Origin of the sequence: Achromobacter mucicolens (assembly GCF_029866465.1) — a bacterium.
GTDB lineage: Bacteria > Pseudomonadota > Gammaproteobacteria > Burkholderiales > Burkholderiaceae_B > Achromobacter > Achromobacter mucicolens.
Genome location: NZ_CP123364.1, coordinates 4659017 through 4676329 on the forward strand (window position 1 = coordinate 4659017; position 17313 = coordinate 4676329).

The 17313-nt window shown below is 67.0% G+C and carries 20 protein-coding genes; 7 read left to right on the plus strand and 13 right to left on the minus strand.

Annotated elements, in window-relative coordinates; all coding sequences use genetic code 11:
* Position 1: 1 nt before the first annotated feature.
* Positions 2 to 796: an OmpA family protein gene (locus tag QEP15_RS21275; protein WP_056325693.1), complete on the plus strand. Its 795-nt coding sequence runs from the start codon at positions 2 to 4 to the stop codon at positions 794 to 796.
* A gap of 21 nt (positions 797 to 817) precedes the next feature.
* Here QEP15_RS21275 and tssA read toward each other — a convergent pair whose 3' ends face one another.
* Positions 818 to 1963 (minus strand): type VI secretion system protein TssA, encoded by a 1146-nt coding sequence (gene tssA / locus QEP15_RS21280; protein WP_217618782.1) that lies wholly within the window; start codon positions 1961 to 1963, stop codon positions 818 to 820.
* A gap of 131 nt (positions 1964 to 2094) precedes the next feature.
* On the opposite strand from tssA, the gene QEP15_RS21285 reads away from it, so the two are divergent.
* The gene (locus QEP15_RS21285) at positions 2095 to 2349 is read left to right on the plus strand and encodes a hypothetical protein (RefSeq protein WP_063952630.1); all 255 of its coding nucleotides are present in this window, start codon (positions 2095 to 2097) and stop codon (positions 2347 to 2349) included.
* Between the two features lie 18 nt (positions 2350 to 2367).
* Positions 2368 to 2637, plus strand: coding sequence for a PAAR domain-containing protein (locus QEP15_RS21290; protein WP_056325685.1), 270 nt, complete (start codon positions 2368 to 2370; stop codon positions 2635 to 2637).
* Between the two features lie 16 nt (positions 2638 to 2653).
* Here QEP15_RS21290 and QEP15_RS21295 read toward each other — a convergent pair whose 3' ends face one another.
* The 12 genes from QEP15_RS21295 to QEP15_RS21350 all read right to left on the minus strand — a co-directional run bounded on the left by QEP15_RS21295 (position 2654) and on the right by QEP15_RS21350 (position 12733).
* Positions 2654 to 3172, minus strand: coding sequence for a lipocalin family protein (locus QEP15_RS21295; RefSeq protein ID WP_056325683.1), 519 nt, complete (start codon positions 3170 to 3172; stop codon positions 2654 to 2656).
* 12 nt (positions 3173 to 3184) lie between these two features.
* On the minus strand, positions 3185 to 4267 hold the full coding sequence (locus QEP15_RS21300; RefSeq protein WP_152382534.1) for an SAM-dependent methyltransferase: 1083 nt from the start codon (positions 4265 to 4267) through the stop codon (positions 3185 to 3187).
* A gap of 11 nt (positions 4268 to 4278) precedes the next feature.
* Positions 4279 to 5046, minus strand: a complete 768-nt coding sequence (locus QEP15_RS21305) for a DUF1295 domain-containing protein (RefSeq protein ID WP_280148014.1) — start codon at positions 5044 to 5046, stop codon at positions 4279 to 4281.
* On the minus strand, positions 5043 to 5558 hold the full coding sequence (locus QEP15_RS21310; RefSeq protein ID WP_227741301.1) for a DUF2878 domain-containing protein: 516 nt from the start codon (positions 5556 to 5558) through the stop codon (positions 5043 to 5045). The genes QEP15_RS21305 and QEP15_RS21310 overlap by 4 nt, the downstream gene beginning before the upstream one ends.
* Positions 5555 to 6829 (minus strand): SAM-dependent methyltransferase, encoded by a 1275-nt coding sequence (locus QEP15_RS21315; RefSeq protein WP_152382536.1) that lies wholly within the window; start codon positions 6827 to 6829, stop codon positions 5555 to 5557. The genes QEP15_RS21310 and QEP15_RS21315 overlap by 4 nt, the downstream gene beginning before the upstream one ends.
* The gene (locus tag QEP15_RS21320) at positions 6826 to 7602 is read right to left on the minus strand and encodes a DUF1365 domain-containing protein (RefSeq protein WP_152382537.1); all 777 of its coding nucleotides are present in this window, start codon (positions 7600 to 7602) and stop codon (positions 6826 to 6828) included. The genes QEP15_RS21315 and QEP15_RS21320 overlap by 4 nt, the downstream gene beginning before the upstream one ends.
* Positions 7599 to 8864, minus strand: coding sequence for an NAD(P)/FAD-dependent oxidoreductase (locus tag QEP15_RS21325; RefSeq protein ID WP_152382538.1), 1266 nt, complete (start codon positions 8862 to 8864; stop codon positions 7599 to 7601). The genes QEP15_RS21320 and QEP15_RS21325 overlap by 4 nt, the downstream gene beginning before the upstream one ends.
* Positions 8865 to 8866: 2 nt before the next feature.
* On the minus strand, positions 8867 to 9799 hold the full coding sequence (locus QEP15_RS21330; RefSeq protein WP_056325670.1) for an acyl-CoA desaturase: 933 nt from the start codon (positions 9797 to 9799) through the stop codon (positions 8867 to 8869).
* A 118-nt stretch (positions 9800 to 9917) separates the two neighbouring features.
* Complete coding sequence (locus QEP15_RS21335) at positions 9918 to 10817, minus strand: alpha/beta hydrolase (protein ID WP_152382539.1); 900 nt, start codon at positions 10815 to 10817, stop codon at positions 9918 to 9920.
* A gap of 57 nt (positions 10818 to 10874) precedes the next feature.
* On the minus strand, positions 10875 to 11546 hold the full coding sequence (locus QEP15_RS21340) for an anti-sigma factor (protein ID WP_152382540.1): 672 nt from the start codon (positions 11544 to 11546) through the stop codon (positions 10875 to 10877).
* Entirely contained in the window at positions 11543 to 12088 is a 546-nt protein-coding gene (locus QEP15_RS21345; RefSeq protein WP_056325661.1) for an RNA polymerase sigma factor, read from the minus strand. Before QEP15_RS21345 ends, QEP15_RS21340 begins: the two co-directional genes overlap by 4 nt.
* 144 nt (positions 12089 to 12232) lie before the next feature.
* The gene (locus tag QEP15_RS21350; protein WP_152382541.1) at positions 12233 to 12733 is read right to left on the minus strand and encodes an anti-virulence regulator CigR family protein; all 501 of its coding nucleotides are present in this window, start codon (positions 12731 to 12733) and stop codon (positions 12233 to 12235) included.
* A 386-nt stretch (positions 12734 to 13119) separates the two neighbouring features.
* Here QEP15_RS21350 and QEP15_RS21355 point away from each other — a divergent pair, with 386 nt between their 5' ends.
* The 4 genes from QEP15_RS21355 to QEP15_RS21370 all read left to right on the plus strand — a co-directional run bounded on the left by QEP15_RS21355 (position 13120) and on the right by QEP15_RS21370 (position 17233).
* A complete protein-coding gene (locus tag QEP15_RS21355; RefSeq protein ID WP_217618806.1) occupies positions 13120 to 14358 on the plus strand; it encodes an MFS transporter in 1239 nt (412 codons plus the stop codon).
* A 118-nt stretch (positions 14359 to 14476) separates the two neighbouring features.
* Positions 14477 to 15205, plus strand: a complete 729-nt coding sequence (locus QEP15_RS21360; protein WP_175155280.1) for a type 1 glutamine amidotransferase — start codon at positions 14477 to 14479, stop codon at positions 15203 to 15205.
* Between the two features lie 30 nt (positions 15206 to 15235).
* Entirely contained in the window at positions 15236 to 16108 is an 873-nt protein-coding gene (locus QEP15_RS21365) for a LysR family transcriptional regulator (protein ID WP_152382544.1), read from the plus strand.
* A gap of 183 nt (positions 16109 to 16291) precedes the next feature.
* Entirely contained in the window at positions 16292 to 17233 is a 942-nt protein-coding gene (locus QEP15_RS21370) for a DUF3829 domain-containing protein (RefSeq protein ID WP_280148015.1), read from the plus strand.
* The last annotated feature ends 80 nt before the right edge of the window (positions 17234 to 17313 follow it).

The following is a 17313-nucleotide window of genomic DNA, read 5'->3' on the forward strand; positions in this document are numbered from 1 at the left end:
CATGCGTACGCTTACTCTGGTCCTGGCCGCCTCGCTGGCATTCTCGGCCCACGCCCAGGACGCCGCCACGGTCGTGCCCGCCAACGTCATTCCCCAACCCGGCCAGGTGGTGGCCAGCGGCGCGGTGCCCGACGAGGCCACCAAGGCCGATGTGCTGGCGCGGCTGCAAAAGGTCTATGGCGTGGGCAACGTCATCGACCGCATCGACGTGGGCGGCGTAGTGGCCCCCCCGAACTGGTCCCAACACGTGGGCAAGCTGCTGGACAGCCCGCTCAAGCAGATCAACCGCGGCCAGCTGGAAATCGACGGCACGCAGATCCGCCTGCGGGGCGAGGTCGACAACGAAGCCTCGCGCCAACAGATCGCCAGCAACTTTGCCACGTCGCTGAACCCGACGTACAAGATCGTCAACGGCTTGCGCGTGTCGGCCGGCAAGGATGAGCAGGATGTGCTGGACAACCTGTTGACCAACCGCGTGGTGGAGTTTGAGACCGGCAGCACCCGCTTGACGACGCGCGGCCGGGAATTGCTGGATCGCGTGGCCGACACCGTGCCCAAGCTGCGCGCCGACAAGATCCAGATCATCGGCCACACCGACAGCTCCGGCAGCCGCAGCACCAACCTGGCGCTCAGCCAGGCGCGTGCGGACGCGGTTCGGGACTATCTGGTGGACAAGGGGTTGCCTGCGTCGCGCTTCGAAGCGATGGGAGCGGGCCCGGATCAGCCGGTGGCCACGAACGCCACGGCGGAAGGCCGCGCCAAGAACCGGCGTATCGAGTTCCGGGCGGCGCGGTAGTCAGGGGTGGCGGCGGTGCGCTCAGTTGCCGTCGCCGGCCTTCTTGATGCCCAGCAATTCTTCCAGGCCCGACAGCGTCTCGTCGTTCTTGACCACCGTGCGCAGCCACAGGTGCAACGACATCTCGCCCCAGCTTGCCGCCTTGTCGGCCAGGTAGGCCACCGGGCTGTGCGGCTCGGTGCGGCGGAAGAACTCGGCCACGTCCCGCAACTGCGCCAGCGCCTGTTCGCGGGTCTGGATGGGCCCGCGGGCGGTGGCGGTCGGTACGGCGTGCAGCGGCGCGGCAGCGCCCGGAGCGCCCGACGCAGCGGCGTCATCGAAGTGATCGGCGGCAGTCAATGTGGGCTCCACACGAACAGGGGCGGCGGGCGCGGCCGGCGCCGGTGCGGCGGCAAGGTCCTTACGGACCAGAAGGCCCGCATCGCGCGCAAATCGGTGCACCAGTTCGGTCACGTTGCGCAGCGCCTCGCGCACCCGGGAGAACGCCGGGCTTTCATCGCCCAGTTGCGCATCCAGGGTGCGTTCCAGTTGATCCAGCGCCTGCGCGCAGCCTTGCAGCTGCGCGTCCAGCTCCGAATAGAAAGAAGGCGGCGTGTCGCGCCGCGCGGCATCGAAGCGGTCCAGCGTGAGCTTGCCGCGTGTTAGTTCGTGGGCGTTGTCGGGCGTGCGCTTGACCGCATTGGCCAATTGGCTTGCCGCCTCCCAGAGCACCGCGCCATAGCGGGCGCCGTCGGCTTGCGTCAGCGGGATCTCGCCAATCAGTTGCTGCGACCGCGACAACAGCCACGCCAGATTGCCCACGCGCTGCTGCACATCGCCATCTTCGGGCACCGGGTGCAGCCCGTCCCAATAGTTGCGGCACAGGCCGTCGATCAGCAGGTAGCCGTCGCGCAGCCCCGCGAAGCCGCGGGTCTTGGCCCAGGATTCGGCAAGCCACGATGCGATGCGGATGTCTTTGCTGCGGTCGCGCAGCACGGTGGTGCAGATGCGCGTCACCTCGGGCCAATCGGCCTCTTTCAGGTCGATGACCCAGTCGCCTTGGTCGAGCTGGGGGTCGTCATGCCGGCGGGCCTCGCGTATCGCGTCGAACTCGGGCGAGAACACCAGGTCCACGCCGCAAGGCGTGTCGCCGGGAATGGGTTGCAACAGGGCGTTGATGTCGGTCATAGGCGTCAGGGCTGTTGTAGGCGCAAATCATGCCACATCCGCTTACGTGTAACGTTCAAAGATGACACGTCCTATTACAAGGCGCATCACGATGCTTCGTTATGATTTGCCCTCATCCCCAAGGAGCATTCATGACGTCGAAGACCATTCGTATGTTGCCCGACGGACACTTCATCGCCGGCACGCCGCGCCGCGCGCCCGATGGATCGTACGTGGGCGGAGAAGGCCCCATCACCCGCGCGCCTGACGGGACCTATGTGGCCGGCAAGCCCCAACGCGCGCCCGACGGCAGCTACAAGGGCGGCGGCGGGCCGGTGCGCATGGCGCCGGACGGCACCTTCGTGGCCGGCCCCGCGCGGCTCGCGCCGGATGGCACGTATCTATAAACCTGACTCTCGCGCACCATGTCCCAACGTTCCGTCATCCGCAAGGGCGATAAAACCTCGCACGGCGGCGTCGTCGTCACCGGCGACGAAACCGTCGTGATCTTTGGCCAACCGATGGCACGGGTCGGCGACCGCGTCACCTGCCCCAAATGCGGCGACAACCACACCATCGTGGAAGGCGTGCAGAACGTCGGCTCCGACCGCCTGACCGCCCTGGAAGGCATGCGCACATCCTGCGGCGCCACGCTCATCGCCAGCCAGAGTTTCTATCAGCTGGAATACGGTTGACCCCGCGCAGGACACCTCACCGGTCGCAGCGCTGCGGCACCTTGCGCGGCGCTTCCGTATAGCCCAGCGCCGTCACCCTGCGCAGCAGGTCGGCGTACACCGCGTCGTCCAGGCATGGCACCCTGGCCATGATCCAGACGTAGTCGCGCTTGGACCGGCCAATGATGGTGGTCTGGTATGACTCGTCCAGATAGGCGATCACGTACTCGGCCTTGATGGGCCAGATGAACTGCATGCCCCACACCGCGTTGCCGGTGCCGGGCCGCACCGTCGCCACGGGGTGCATGGTGTCGATGGGCGCATCGAAGCTGCCATCGCGATAGCGGAAATCCGTCTGCACCCGGCCGTCCGGCAACAGCCGGTAGCTTTCCACGGCGTCATAGGCGTTGCGCTCAGGCCAGCTGGGAATGTGCGCGATCACATACCAGTCGCCCATGAAACGGTCCAGGTCCACCTGCGCCACCGGCGGCATGGGCGGCGGCGACGCGCAGCCGGCCAAGAGGGCCGTCACGCCGATACACAGGGTTCGCAACATGATCGTTTCTCCTCAGGGCCGCGTGTATCGATAGTGCGCCACGCCCCATTGCTGTCCGTCGTCGTAGCCGAAGAGTTCGGCGCACGCCATCCAGAACATGCGCCAGCGCTGATGCCACAAGCCGGCCAAGGGTGCGCCGTAAGCCTGCGCCAACGCCGCCCGCGCGGGTTCCGCACGGGCGTCCTGGTTAGCCAGCCAGTGATTGGCGGTGCGGGCGTAATGCGTGCCGTCGAGAAACCAGCGTTCCTCAAGCGTCAGGTCTTGCTGGAAATGCAGCAGCGTATCGGCCGACGGCATGATGCCGCCCGTGAAGAAGTGCCGTCCCATCCAGTTGCCGGCCCCATCGGTCTCGAACGGATAGGCGCGCTCGCGGTGCGCGAAGATGTGCACGAAGAGCTTGCCGCCGGGCCGCAGCCACTGCGAGATGCGCGCCAGCAGGTCCTGGTAGTTGCGCATGTGCTCGAACATTTCCACCGAGACGCACCGGTCGAAGGCGGCGCCGGGCAGTGACAGGACATTGACGTCGCAGGTCACCACGCGCACGTGGTTCCAGCCGCGCGCGCGGCACTGCGCCTCGATGTGCTGGCGTTGCGTGGCCGAATTGGACACCGCGGTGATGCGCGCGTTGGGATACTGTTCGGCCATCCACAGCGTCAACGAGCCCCAGCCGCAACCCAGCTCCAGGATGTCCTGGCCGTCGGCCAGCCCGGCGCGCTCGCCATACAGGCGCAGCATCGCGTCTTCGGCCTGGTCCAGCGTTTCGCGGCCCGTCGGGTAATAGCAACTCGAATACTTCATGCGCGCGCCCAGGCACAGCTGGAAGAACGCAGTGGGCAACTCATAGTGCTGCGCGTTGGCGGCGTCGGTATGGATGGCGACGGCGCTGGCGCGCAGGCTGGCGATCAGCTGGCGGTCGCGTTCGGTCCAGGCCTCGATGCCGCCGGCGTATTCCTGCGCCAGGCGCTGGGCGCACAGGCGCCGCATGCCCAGGCGCAGGAGCGCATCGGGCAGCAGGCCTCGCTCGGCCAGGCCAAGCAGGCCTGGCGCCGGACGGTCGGAGGCCAAGGGAGAGTCGTTCAGGATGGCGGTCGTCATGGTATGCCTCGTCAGCGTTTCGGAAACCAGGGAAAGAACGCCGGCGTGCGGCGTTGATAGTCGCGATAGTCGTCGCCGCGCGTGCGCAGCGCCTGTTGCTCGGTGAACGGAATGCCGCTGATCCAGCGCAGGAACACAAACATCAGCACCGGCCCCAGCCACGACAGCCATGCCAGCGGAGAACCCCACGCCAGGGCGACGTAGCCGAACCAATGGCACCACTCGAAGAAGTAGTTCGGATGCCGCGAGTAGCGCCACAGGCCCCGCCTGCAAGTGTTGCCGCGATTCGCGGGGTTATCGCGGAAGCGGTCGAGCTGGCGGTCGGCGATCACCTCGCCCGACAGCGCGGCCAGCCAGATCAGCAGCCCCAGCGCCACGGGCCAGCCCTGCGCGGGACTGACGCCCACCGCGAGGAACGGCAGGCAGAACATCATCACCAGCCCGGCCTGGAACATGAAGAGGCCAAAGAATTTGCCCTGATGGCCGTCCCAGTGTTCGCGCAAGGCGCGATAGCGGCCGTCTTCGCCTTCGCGCACGCGGCGCCACAGGTGCCACGCCAGCCGCAGCGACCACACGCCCGCCATCACGGCAAGGGCCAGCCTCGCGGCACCGCTGCCCGCGCCGGTGGCCGCGATCAGCCAGGCCGAAGCGCCCATGCCCAGCGCCCACACCACGTCCACGATGCCCGCATTGGCATGGCGGCGCTGCCAGCCCCAAGCCAGCGCCATGGCGGCGATCATGACGATCGCGATGGTGGACCATTGTTGCCAGATCGTCATGATGCCTCCCGGGTCCATCGCCGCGCCCCTGCCGTCAGCGCGGGCAACGCCAGCGCCCAGCCCGCCGCCAGCGCGGCGGTCGCGCGCCACGCGGGCGGTTCGAACTGCACCGATTGCCAGCCGCGGGCGGCGCCCCAATAGGCGAGCGGCGCGCCCACCGCGCCGAACACGCAGGCCAGCCACGGCCGGGAACGCAGGTAAACGAGCGAGTGGTTCAGCGTCAGCGCAAAGGCGGCCCACAACGCCAGGATCCACAGCGGCGCGGGCCAGGCGTCGGCCGCGTACCGCGCCCATTCCAACGCGGACAGCGTGCCCTCCAGCACCAGGCCGCACAGCACGGCGGCGGCCGCCAGTCTGAAGTCGGCACGCGCCGTCGCCGAGACCGCCAGTTGCGCCGCGACGAACACCACGGCGGCGGCCACGCCCGGCCAGGCCAGCCCGCGGCCGGCGCCGATGACGGCGCTGAACCAGACGAGCTGGTAGCCGATCAGGTTGGCCCAGAAGCGCATCATGCATCCTCCCGCAGCCAGCGTTCGCCCTCGGGGCGCGCCTGCGGATGCGTCAGCAGCAGGTGCGCGACGCCGATGGAGCGCTCGCGAAAACCGCCTTCGCAGTACGCCAGGTAGAACTCCCACAAGCGGCAAAAGCGCGCATCGAAACCTTGCGCCCGCACCTCGGGCTGCCGCGCCAGGAAGCGCTCGCGCCAGGCTTGCAGCGTGCGCGCGTACGACAGGCCGAAGTCCTCCAGGTGCACCAGCGCCAGGTCGCAGGCGCGGGTCTTGGCGCGCAGCATCGCCTCGATGGACGGAATGAAGCTGCCCGGAAAGATGTGGCGCTTGATGAAATCCACCGAGCCCAGCGCCTGCTCGTAGCGGTGGTCTTCGATGGTGATGGCCTGGATCAGCGCGCGGCCATGCGGACTGAGCAGGCTGGCGACCTTGGCGAAATACGCTTCCAGGAAATTCGCGCCGACAGCCTCGATCATTTCCACCGACACCACCTTGTCGTACTGGCCCTGCAGGTCGCGATAGTCCCGCAGCACGACGCTGACGCGGTCCTGCAGCCCGGCGGCCCGCACCCGCTCGACCGCCAGGTCATGCTGCTCGCGCGACAGCGTGGCGGTGGTGACATGGCAGCCGTAATGACGGGCGGCGTGGATGGCCAGGCCGCCCCAGCCGCTGCCAATCTCGACCACGCGGTCCGACGGCTGCAACGCCAGCTTGCGGCAGATTGCGTCCAGCTTGCGATGGGACGCCGCCTCCAGCGTGTCGTCGCCGTCGGCCCACAGTGCCGACGAATACATCAGGTCGCCGGAAAGAAACAGCGAGAAAAACGGATTGCCCAGGTCGTAATGCGCGGCGATGTTGCGGCGGCTGCCCTCGCGGGTGTTGGCATTGCGCGCATGCCAGCGCCGAAGCGCCCAGCCGGCCAGCCGCGCCAGTCCCGACTCCATGGCGTCCAGCGTGTCGCGGTTGCGCACCAGCAGCCGCACCAGCCCGACCAGGTCGTCGCAGCGCCACAGGCCATCGCCGTAGGCCTCGCCCGCGCCCACGCTGCCTTGCGCGGCCACCAGCCGGTAGAACCCCAGGTCGCTGACGGTCAGGCGCACCAGCGGCTCGCCGCGGCCCAGCGTGGCGCTGCCCAGGCAGTCCTCGATCAGCAGTTGACCGTGGTCCAGCGCCGCCAGGCTGGCGAACAGACGCTGGCGCAACAGGCGGTCGAGCGCCGTGGCGGGGCGGCTGGCCGCGATCGAGGCATGTTCCGAGGACGTCATGGGTTTCATTGCGGTTCTCCGTTGGGCGTGCGGGGATGGTCGTAGACGGGATTGCGCTTGAGCCACAGGCGCAGCGCCTGCCAATGGATCGCGCCGACGACCTGCAGCGTCATCAGCGGATAGCGCCACAGCACGCGCGCCAGCGCCGCGCCGTCCAGCGCGCGGCGCTGCAGGCTCAGGTGCGCGTCGAACTGCGTCACGCCTTCCCGGCTGACCTGCATATGCACACGCAGGTCGTCGGCGGGCAGGTTGAAGCGCCAGTCGTAGGCGCAGTCCATGGGCATGAAGGGCGACACGTGAAAGCGCTTGTCAAAGCGCCAGGCCAGCACGCCGCCCTCGCGCTCGGCGGCGGCGGCGGGCAGCACCACGCAATGGCGCTGCTTCCAAGGGGTATTGGTGATCTCCGCCACGATCGCCGCCAGCGTGCGGCCGTCGGCTTCAAAGCAGTAATAAAAGCTCACGGGGTTGAAGACGTAGCCGGCATAGCGCGGATGCGCGAGCAGGCGGATGGGCCCGGCCGGCACGTCGCCCAACTGCGTGCGCAGGCGCTGCCGCACCGCCTGCGCCAGCGGCAGGCCCTCGGCGGCGTCAAGATAATCGGCCCGGCGCCACTGCGCCAGATTGGGCCGCTCCACCGACCACAGCCAGCGGTCCTGGAACACCTGGCCGATCTCGTCCAGGTCCAGGTATAGCTGCGCCATGCGGTAGCCGAAGCCGTGCGCATGCGGGTGGTGGCGCCGGTGGGTGACCCGGCCTTCGTAGACGGCGCTTTGCAGGTTCATGCCGCCTCCCGCGCCCAGACCCCCGGCTGTTCCTGGATGCCGCGCACCACGTCCAGCGCGCTCGCCACCCCGTCTTCGTGAAAGCCCCATCCCCAATAGGCGCCCGCATACCAGCTGCGCCGCTGTCCCGAGATCTCGGCGCGGCGCGCCTGCGCGGCCACCGATTCGTGGGTGTACACAGGGTGGTGATAACGCATGCGCGCCAGCACCGCCGCGGGATCGATCGCATCGCTGCGGTTCAGCGTCACGATAAAGGGCCGCGGCGACGTGATGCCCTGCAGCAGATTCATGCAGTAGCTGACCGAACAAGGTGCCTCGGGGTCGGCCGGCACGTAGGCGTTCCAGGCGGCCCACGCCTTGCGCTGGCGCGGCAGGAGGCGCGCGTCGGTGTGCAGCACCACGTCGTTGTCCTGGTAGGTGATCGCGCCCAGAACCTCGCGTTCCTGCGGCGTCGGGTCGGCCAGCAGCGACAGCGCCTGGTCGCTGTGGCAGGCGAAGATCACTTCGTCGTGATGTTCCAGGCCCTCGCGCGTCGCCACCTGCACGCCGCCCGGCAGACGCCTGACGGCGCGCACGGCGCAGTTCAGCCGCTCGCGCACCGTCCACCGCTGGCGCATCGCGTCAATATAGGATCGCGACCCGCCCTGCACCACGCGCCATTGCGGACGGCCGCTGATGCGCAGCATCTGGTGGTTGGCCATGAACCGCACCAGGTAGCGCGCCGGAAATTCCAGGATGCGCGAGGCCGGCGACGACCACAGCGCCGAGGCCATCGGAATCAGGTGATCGGTGCGAAAGGCGTCGCCATAGCGGTGCTGCGCCAGGTATTCGCCCAGCGTGGGGCCTGGCTCCGGCGCGCGCAACAGCGCGGGCGACTCCCGGTAAAAGCGCATCAGGTCGCGCACCATGCCCAGGAAGCGTGGAGATACCAGGTTGCGCCGCTGGCAGAACAGCGTGTCCAGCGAGGTGGCGTTGTAGGCCAGGTCATTGGCCTCCTTGTGCACCGAAAAGCTCATGGTGGTGGGCTGCGACGCCACGCCCAGTTCCGTCAGCAACGCCGTGAAATGCGGGTAATTGAGCGGGTTATGGACGATGAATCCGCTATCAACCGCGTACTGTTGCCCGTCCTGTTCGACCGTGTGCGTATGCGTGTGCCCGCCCAGGTAGTCGTTGGCCTCGTACAGCGTGACCTCGTGATCGCGGCCCAGCTTCCAGGCGCAGACCAGTCCCGAGATGCCCGAACCGATGATGGCGATGCGCATGTTCACTCCTTGGCGGCGGCCAGCGCCCAGGCCGGTACGCCCTTCAAATCCCAGATGAGGCCGGCGGCGGCCAGCAGGCGCAGGCCGTACCAGGTGATGTCGATCTCGCGGGCGCGAAAGCCCTGGCGCGCCGAGCCCGGATAAAAGTGATGGTTGTTGTGCCAACCCTCGCCGAACGTCAGCAGCGCAAGCCAGGCGTTATTGCGGCTGTCGTCGGCGGTGTCGTAGCGCCGCCTGCCGTACCGGTGCGCCAGCGAATTGATGGTGACGGTGGCGTGAAACAGCGCCACGGTGGAAATGAAAAAGCCCCACACCAGCATCTGCGGCCCATCGGTGCCCAGGCCCGGCGCCACGCGCGCCAGCAGCGCGCCCAGCCCGTAGCACCCCAACGCCAGCGCCAGCGGCACCGCCGCGTCGAAGCGGTCGAGCCAGCGCAGTTCGGGGTAGCCGCGCAGGTCGGGCACCCGCGCCATGTCGGTGGCGAAGGCGCGGCGGGTCAGGAACCAGCCCATGTGGCTCCACCAGAAGCCATGGCGGCGCGGCGAATGCAGGTCCTGGGCGTCGTCGGCATGACGATGGTGATGACGATGGTGGGCCGCCCACCACAACGGTCCACGCTGCGCGCACGACGCCCCCAGCACGGCGAAGACCAATTGCATGCCGCGCGAGGTACGGAACGTGCGATGCGAGAAGTAGCGGTGGTAGAAGCCGGTCAGGGCGAACATGCGCACGGCATACAACGCCGCCGCAAGCGCCAGCGCGGCCGGGGACACGCCGGTCCACAGCACGCCCAGGCAGCCGGCGTGCAACAAGGCGAAAGGCAAGGCGCGGGTCCAGTCGATGCGATCGGGGTCGCCGCCTGGCGCATCCTGCGCCTGCGTATCGACCCAGCGTCGTATCGAGGCGGTCCAGCCGGTAAGAACGGAGCGCATCATGCTGTCCTGTGTGAAACGTGTGGGGATATACGGGCGCGGCGCGGCATCGGATGCATAGGTGGAAACCCTTATTCGCAACACGCGACCGACGGCGTTGCCATCGCCAGCGATCGCAGGGTCACTCTCCTTCGGCGGAGGGGCACGGACGGCTGACGAACGCGCTGACGTCGTCGAGCACGGGCGCACGCCAGCGCAGCGGCCGCGACAGCGCGCCCACCAGCAGCTTGTGACCCAGGTCGGGGTACTGCACCAGCCGCGCGCACGCTCCCGCCTCCCGCAAGGCGTCCGCCAGGCCGACGCTGTTGCGGCGCGGGTCGACCGTGGTGTCGGCGGCGCCCGTCAGCAGCAGGCCCGGCGGCGCGTGGCGGCTGACGTGATGGATGGGTTGGGAATCGGCGGGCGTGTCCGGATAGCCGAACACCGGCCGCACGCCGCGCGCCTCGATGGGCAGGAAGTCATAGGGGCCGGCCAGCCCGATCCAGCCGGCCAGCGACGCCGGGCTGGAACCGGCGGCGGCAAGCCAGCGCTTGTCCAGCGCCAGCATGGCCGCGATGTAGCCGCCGGCGCTGTGGCCGGCGACGAAGACACGCGCCGGGTCGCCGCCGTAGTCGCCGATATGGCGTTGGGTCCACGCCACCGCCAGGGCGGCGTCGCGCAAAAAAGCCGGAAAGCCGGCTTCGGGATAAAGACGGTAGTCGGCGACAACCGCCACCATGCCACGCGCCGCCAGCGCGTCGCCCACGAACCGGTAGTCGGCGCGTTCCCCGCTGCGCCAGCCGCCACCGTAGAAAAAAACCACCACGGGCGCCCCCGTGGCGTCCGTCGGCCGGTAGACGTCCAGGTGCTGACGCGGCAAGGTGCCGTAAGCCAGCCCCGCCGTGACGTCGCTGCCGTCCTCGGGCACCGCACCGTTTAGCAGCGTCAATGGCGAACAGGCGGCCAGCAGGCCCAGGGCCAGCGCGGCCACGGCCACGATGGCAAGCAGGCCACGCGGGCCAGCGGCAATCCAGGAAGACATGGGGCACTCCGCAACGGAACACCCTCTATACGCGGGCAGGCCCGGTTTGGATGCAGCTCAGATCTTGAGCACGTCGCCCTTCATGATGACCGGTCCGGTGGGCTTGCCCGAGGGCGAGCCGCCCGGCGGCTCCAGGGTGATGGCCAGGGTCTGCACCCCTTCCAGCCCTTGAGCGCGCGGCAGCGCCGTCTGGCCATCGGGCGCCACCACCCCGACGGATATCGGCGCCTGACCCGGGGGAATCACCCAGAGCTCCAGCGCCTTGCCGTCGGCGCGCGAGGCCAGATCCTGCAAGGTATGCACGTGCAGGCCGCCGCGCTCGTCGGCGCGCACCACCAGCATGGCCTGCGCCTCGGGGCTTTGCAGCACCGCCATCAATTGAGTGCGCGCGGCGCGGTCGACCTGCATTGGGTAGACCACCATGCCGGCCACCAGCATGGCCGCCAGCGCGCCGCTAAGCACGCGCCAGAACGTCAGGCCCTGCCAGCCGTGGCTGCCGCCGGGTTTCAGGCGCGCTTCGATGGCGCGCCACACGCGGCGCGGGGGAACCCGCGGCGGCAGCGACCATAACAGCGGATAGATATCGTTTTCCCAGTCGCGCACCTGGCGGCGCAGGTTGGCGTCGGCGGCCATCAGGCCCTCGAAACGGCGGCGCGCGCCACCGCGCATGGCGCCGGCCACGTAGTCGGCGGCAAGCCGCTCGCGCAGTTGAGGATTGCTGTAGTTCATGACAGGCACCTCTTGAGCCGGTCCATGCCGCGCCGCACCCAGCTCTTGATCGTGCCCAGCGGCGCCTGGAGGCGCCGGGCGATCTCGCTGTGGCTGAGGTCGTCGAAAAAGGACAGCGCAATGGCGGTGCGTTGCTGCCCCTCGAGCTGTTTCAGGCAGTCCGCCAGGCGCTGGCCGTCCTGGTCGCGTTGCAGCCGCTCGAACGGGCCGGGCGCGTCATCGGCCCAGGCCTGCGTCAACGCGCCGTCGGCGTCGGGGCGTTCCAGGTCCGGCCTGCGTAGCAGGTCGATGCAGCGGTTGCGCACGATGCGCGTCATCCAGGTCATGACTTGGCTCTGCTCCGAGGAATAGCGGGCGGCATTGCGCCAGATATTGATGAAGCTGTCCTGGAGGACTTCTTCCGCCCAGTCGCTTCGCCGCAATATACGTACGGCAAGCGCAAACAGATGCGGGGAGGTCTGACGATAGAGTTCCGCCAGCGCGGACTCCTGGCCGCGGGCGCACTCCTGTATCAAAGCCTGCAGACGTAGCGGGTCGGGCATGGCGGCTATCCGGGGTCACTGGCAATCAGGCCGCGCGGCGGTATACGGCGCTCGGGGGACGGATGTCTTGCAGCGGATGATACAGGCAAGTCCGGGGCGCGGGCGTGGTGGACACCGGCCCGCCGCAACGGCGCATGTGGCCCCTCAATCGAACACGTCGATCAGGATATCGGCGACCACGGCGGTTGCAACCGCGACCAGGACGAGATCCGATCCGGCCACCCTCCACTCATACCCGGGATAGGCGGGGAGCCGGGCCAACATCGGACCGGGGACCATTTTCTTCGCAATTCCGGGAGGCAGCGGCTTGCCACGGGCGAGGTTCTTGCGGACACCCGGCGGCAGCTGACCGTAGCCCGACAGGCCATACTCCTGCGCGTACGATCTGGCGGTGGAGACGGTTATGCCCGCATAACGCAGCGTGACGCTGGCATCGTTGGACTTGGAAGGCGCATCTCCGTGACCGGCGTTGCCCTTTCCGGAAGCATTTCCGTTGCTGCCCTGTCCGCGTCCCTTGCTCTGCCCTTGCCCCTGGCCAGCGTTATCGGGTTTGCCCTTTCCCTCTGGCGGCGCCGCCAATGCGCTGGCCGCGATAAACACACATGAGATGCCTGCAAGCAAGGCTTTTTTGGCACTACCCACCATGGCTGGCTCCCCTCAGTCGAAAGTTGGTGACCGATTCTAAGTCGGTTCAAGTCCAGGAGAGGGAACGGAACCTTGAAGGGCGAAGGCGCAGGCAAGCCAAACACTGCGATATTCGGCGCCAAGGAAGGTCCCAACGCTATGCAAGGTTCCTGACGGAATCCACGCAGCCTGATTCGGAGATATGGCGAAATAATTCCGCGCGCCGATGGACTGCACCCTCATGGTCATTGGCAAAGGCGGCAGGACATCTGGCGGCGCGGTAATGGCTTCCCACGGCACGAGCGCTTTCATATGTCGCCGATTCTATATAACTTGGCAGACTGTCGATAGATCGCCTTCGTAACTTTGAGTTGTAATGCCACCTCAACGTAACGCCATTGACCATAATGACAAAAAATAGCGCCGCTTCCGCGCATGACCGCCCCGCTGTTCTGCCCGAGGGTGTTCAACAAGGCAACATCTGGCGACTGACCGCAGCCCAAGCCCTGGCGGGCGCGAATTCGGTGGTCGTCTATGCAACGGGCTCCATCATCGGCAATACGCTTGCCCCGACGCCCATGCTCGCGACGCTGCCGATTTCCATCTTTGTGGTGGGCATGGCGACGTGCACGCTGCCCATGGGCGCCGTCGCCAGGCGCCACGGCAGGCGCGCGGCCTTTCTGCTGGGCACCGGCGCTGGCGTGCTCACCGGCCTGCTGGCGATGCTGGCGGTCTTGATCGGAAGCTTCTGGCTGTTCAGCCTGGCTACGTTCTTCGGCGGTGTCTATGCTGCGGTCGTCCTGTCGTTCCGCTTCGCCGCCGCGGACGGCGTGGAGCCCAAGCGACGGGCGCGCGCGCTATCCCTGGTCATGGCGGGCGGCGTCGCGGCCGGGATCGTCGGGCCACAGCTCGTCAACGGCACGATGAACCTATGGCCGCCGCACATGTTTGCCGCCACCTTTCTGGCGCAAGCGGCGGTTGCAGCAATTTCGGCGTTCATTCTTATCGGTGTCAGGTTGCCCGCCCCCACTGCCGCGGAGGTCGCAGGCGGGCGGCCGCTTTCCGAGATTGCGCTGCAGCCGCGCTTCATCGCCGCAGTGATCGCCGGCGCCGTCTCCTACATGCTCATGAACTTCCTCATGACGGCCGCACCGCTGGCAATGCACCTCTGCGGCCACTCGCAGGAGTCCGCCAACCTCGGACTGCAGTGGCATGTCATTGCCATGTACGCGCCAAGCTTTTTCACCGGCAGACTGATATCGCGCTTTGGTGCGGGACGGGTCGCGACCATGGGCCTGATGTTGATTGGGGTCGCGGCCGCGGTGGGCCTGGGCGGTATCGATGTCGCGCACTTCTGGTGGTCACTGGTCCTGCTCGGCGTGGGATGGAACTTCGGGTTTCTGGGCGCGTCCGCGCTGGTGCTGGAATGCCATCGGCCCGAGGAGAGAACGCGTGTCCAGTCCCTGAACGACTTCATCGTCTTCGGCTTGATGGCGATCGGCTCGTTCTCGTCCGGGGGCCTGCTGTCGGCGTTCGGTTGGAACACCGTGCTGTGGGTGTCATTCATTCCGCTGGCGCTGTCCGTCGCCGCCCTTGGCGTTGCCATGCGTAGAAAGCGCGCTGAAATGAGCCGAAGCGGGGCTTGAGCCATTCAGCGCGGCCTCCCCGATATCAAGGCGTGCCGTTACTATCCCCCTTTTCGCCGGTCTGACCTGCAAGGGCTGCCGGCGCCTTGCGTCCAACCTCTACCGTTCGATCCCCCTTATGGCGCCACGCGTTGCAATCATCGAGACCATGGACGACACGCAGCTTGGGCTGCTGTTGAGCGCGCTGCAAAGCGCCCATGCCGAAATCACCTGGTTCCGCGCGCACCGCGATGGACTGGGCGACATCTGCCTGGACGACTTCGATGCGTTGATCGTGCCGGGCGGCTGGCCAAGCGCGCGAGACGACGAACTTCACCCCTACCTGCCCAAACTGGTGGCGCTGATGCGCAAGTTTGGCGATGCCGGCAAATCCGTGCTGGGCATCTGCCTCGGGGCGCAGGTGCTGGCCCGCGCTTACGGGGCCGACAACCTGCTCGGGGTGGCCCGGGAGTTTTCCTGGACGCCGCTTACCGTGACGGAAGATGGGCGCAAGGACCCGTTGTTTGCCGAGTTGCATCCGGGTTTCGTCAGCTTTCAATGGCATGTGGACACCTACACGCTGCCGGATTCCGCCGCGCTGCTTGCCGAGAGCCGCCTGGTCAAGAATCAATGCTTTCGCGTGGGCCGCGCCGCGTACGGCATGCAGTTTCACTTCGAAGCCAGCGGCGATGTGGTACAGCGCTGGACCCGCAGCAACAAGGAACGCGTCGATCGCATCGCGCCCGGCTGGCTTGAATCCCAGGCCGATGCCGACCGCGCCCTGCACGCGGACGACGCCGATGCGGCGGGCGCCCGGATCGCACGCGCCTTCGTCCAGACGATTCAGCGTCCTGACAACCTGCGCTGATCGGGGCAACCCCAGCGACCAAGGGCCACCATGCGGCGAGAACTCCAGACTTTCATGGCCGTTGTGCGTTACGGCACATTCGCCAATGCGGCGGCTCACATCGGTCTGACGCAGTCCGCCGTCAGCGCGCAGATCCAGCGCCTGGAAGAAGAACTGGGCTATCCGCTCTTTGACCGCACGGGACGTTCGGCAAACCTGAACAGCAATGGCCGCGAAGCCTTGGCCATTGCCGAAGAGGTGATGGCCGTCTACGCCAAGTTCGGCAAGAACGTAAGCAGCCCCAAGACCGGCCTGATCCGGGTCGGCTCCATCGCGTCGGCGCAAACAACGTTTTTGACCGATGCCCTGACCGAGTTCTGGCGCATCAACCCCGGCTATCGCATCCGGCTGGTCCCGGGCCTGTCGCTGAACCTGCTGGGACAGGTCGACTCGGGCGAAGTGGACATTGCGGTGATGATCAAGCCCCCCTTCGCCCTACCCGCCGACTTGCGCTGGCGCGTGCTGTTCAGCGAGCCGTTCGTGCTGCTGGCCCCCCGCAAGCACGGGCAGCGCGAGTGGCTCGATCTGCTGGAAAACGAGCCCTTCATTCGGTACGACCGCGGTTCCTTCGGCGGCAGACTCGTCGATCAGTTCCTGCGGCACTCGCGCATCACGCCGAAGGAAGCCATTGAACTGGACGAGCTGCAGGCCATCGCGCAACTCGTGCGCAAGGGCGTGGGCGTTGCGCTGCTTCCGCTAAGCAAAGCGCTTTCGCTGCCACGGGGAGTCGTCGTCAAGACGCTGGGCGACGCCACCTTCTTTCGCGAGATCGGACTGGTTGAACGTCCTTCCGACATCCGCCAGCCCGTGGCCGCGCTGCTCGCGCAACGCATCGTGGAAGCGGCCGAACGGTTCAGCCGCTGAAGGGGCAGGGGCATCTGCGCTGAGGTGGCGGCGTTGAATCCGGACGATGGCCAAACCCTGCAAAATCTTGTGACAGCTTTGAATGACTTTGTAGCCCGTTGGGAAATCGAAGGGAATATCATCCGTCCCCTTCACAATCACCCCCAACAGGAAACAAAGATGTTTATGCCGCGCCCCTTGCGCATGTCCGCAGTTCTGGTCTTCACGCTGGCGCTTGCCGCGTGCGGCGACGATAGCGCCAAACAGGAAGCCAAGGCGCCCGAGGCGACCACCGCTCAGGCAGAGATCATCAAGTACAACCTGTACGTCGATACCGCGAACAGCCTCTCCACGACGTTCGCGCAGGCGCTGGACCGCTACGAGACCCATGCCGTCCCGGCCCTCAAGAGCGGCAAGCCGCTCAAGGACTTTGTCATCAGCAACGACACGGCAATCCTGCGCACCAAAGAAAAACTCGACCGCGCGCTGGCAATGCCGACGCCCATCGCCGAAATCGACGCACCGGCCAAGGCGTTCTCGGACGCGCTGGGCAAGCTGGCGCCGCTGAGCACCGAACTGCAAAACTATTCGGCAGCCAAGACCTTCCTGTCGGACAACGGCGCGCTGGCCCGCGACAAAAGCCCGGCCTATGTCGCCGCGCTGACGGACGTCGCAAAAGCCGAAAACATTTTCTACCGCGGCATCTCGATCAAGGACACCGCGAACACCAAGGAAGCCTTCGAAAAGGCCAAGAAAGACACGGTCGCCTACTACCGCGCCGGCATGGTGTATTACGGCAAGGCCACGATGGACAAGGCCTCGGGCGTGTTCGACGGCCAGGGGCTGGGCGCCGACCAGGAAGCGTTCAAGCAGCAGTTGGACAAGATGAACGAAATGGCGCTGGGCTTTGACAAGAAAACGCGCGAAGCCGACCCCAAGGGTTGCAGCGGCATGATGATGAACGTCAACAGCTTCCTCGCCTCCGGCCGCCAGATTCTTGAGCACACCAACAACGGCCGCTACAAGGAAGACGCCGCCCGCACCGGCGCGTTCAAGATGATGCGCCCGACGATCGAAAACGACGCCAACAGCCTGCGCCAGGATTTCAACAACCTGATTTCAGACTTGAATACCGGGCGCTGCTGATCGCTAGTCCGGGCGCAGGGTCCGCCGTGTTGGGCGATCCGGTCTTGATGGACGCCCAATGCACGCCGAAAAAAATTTCC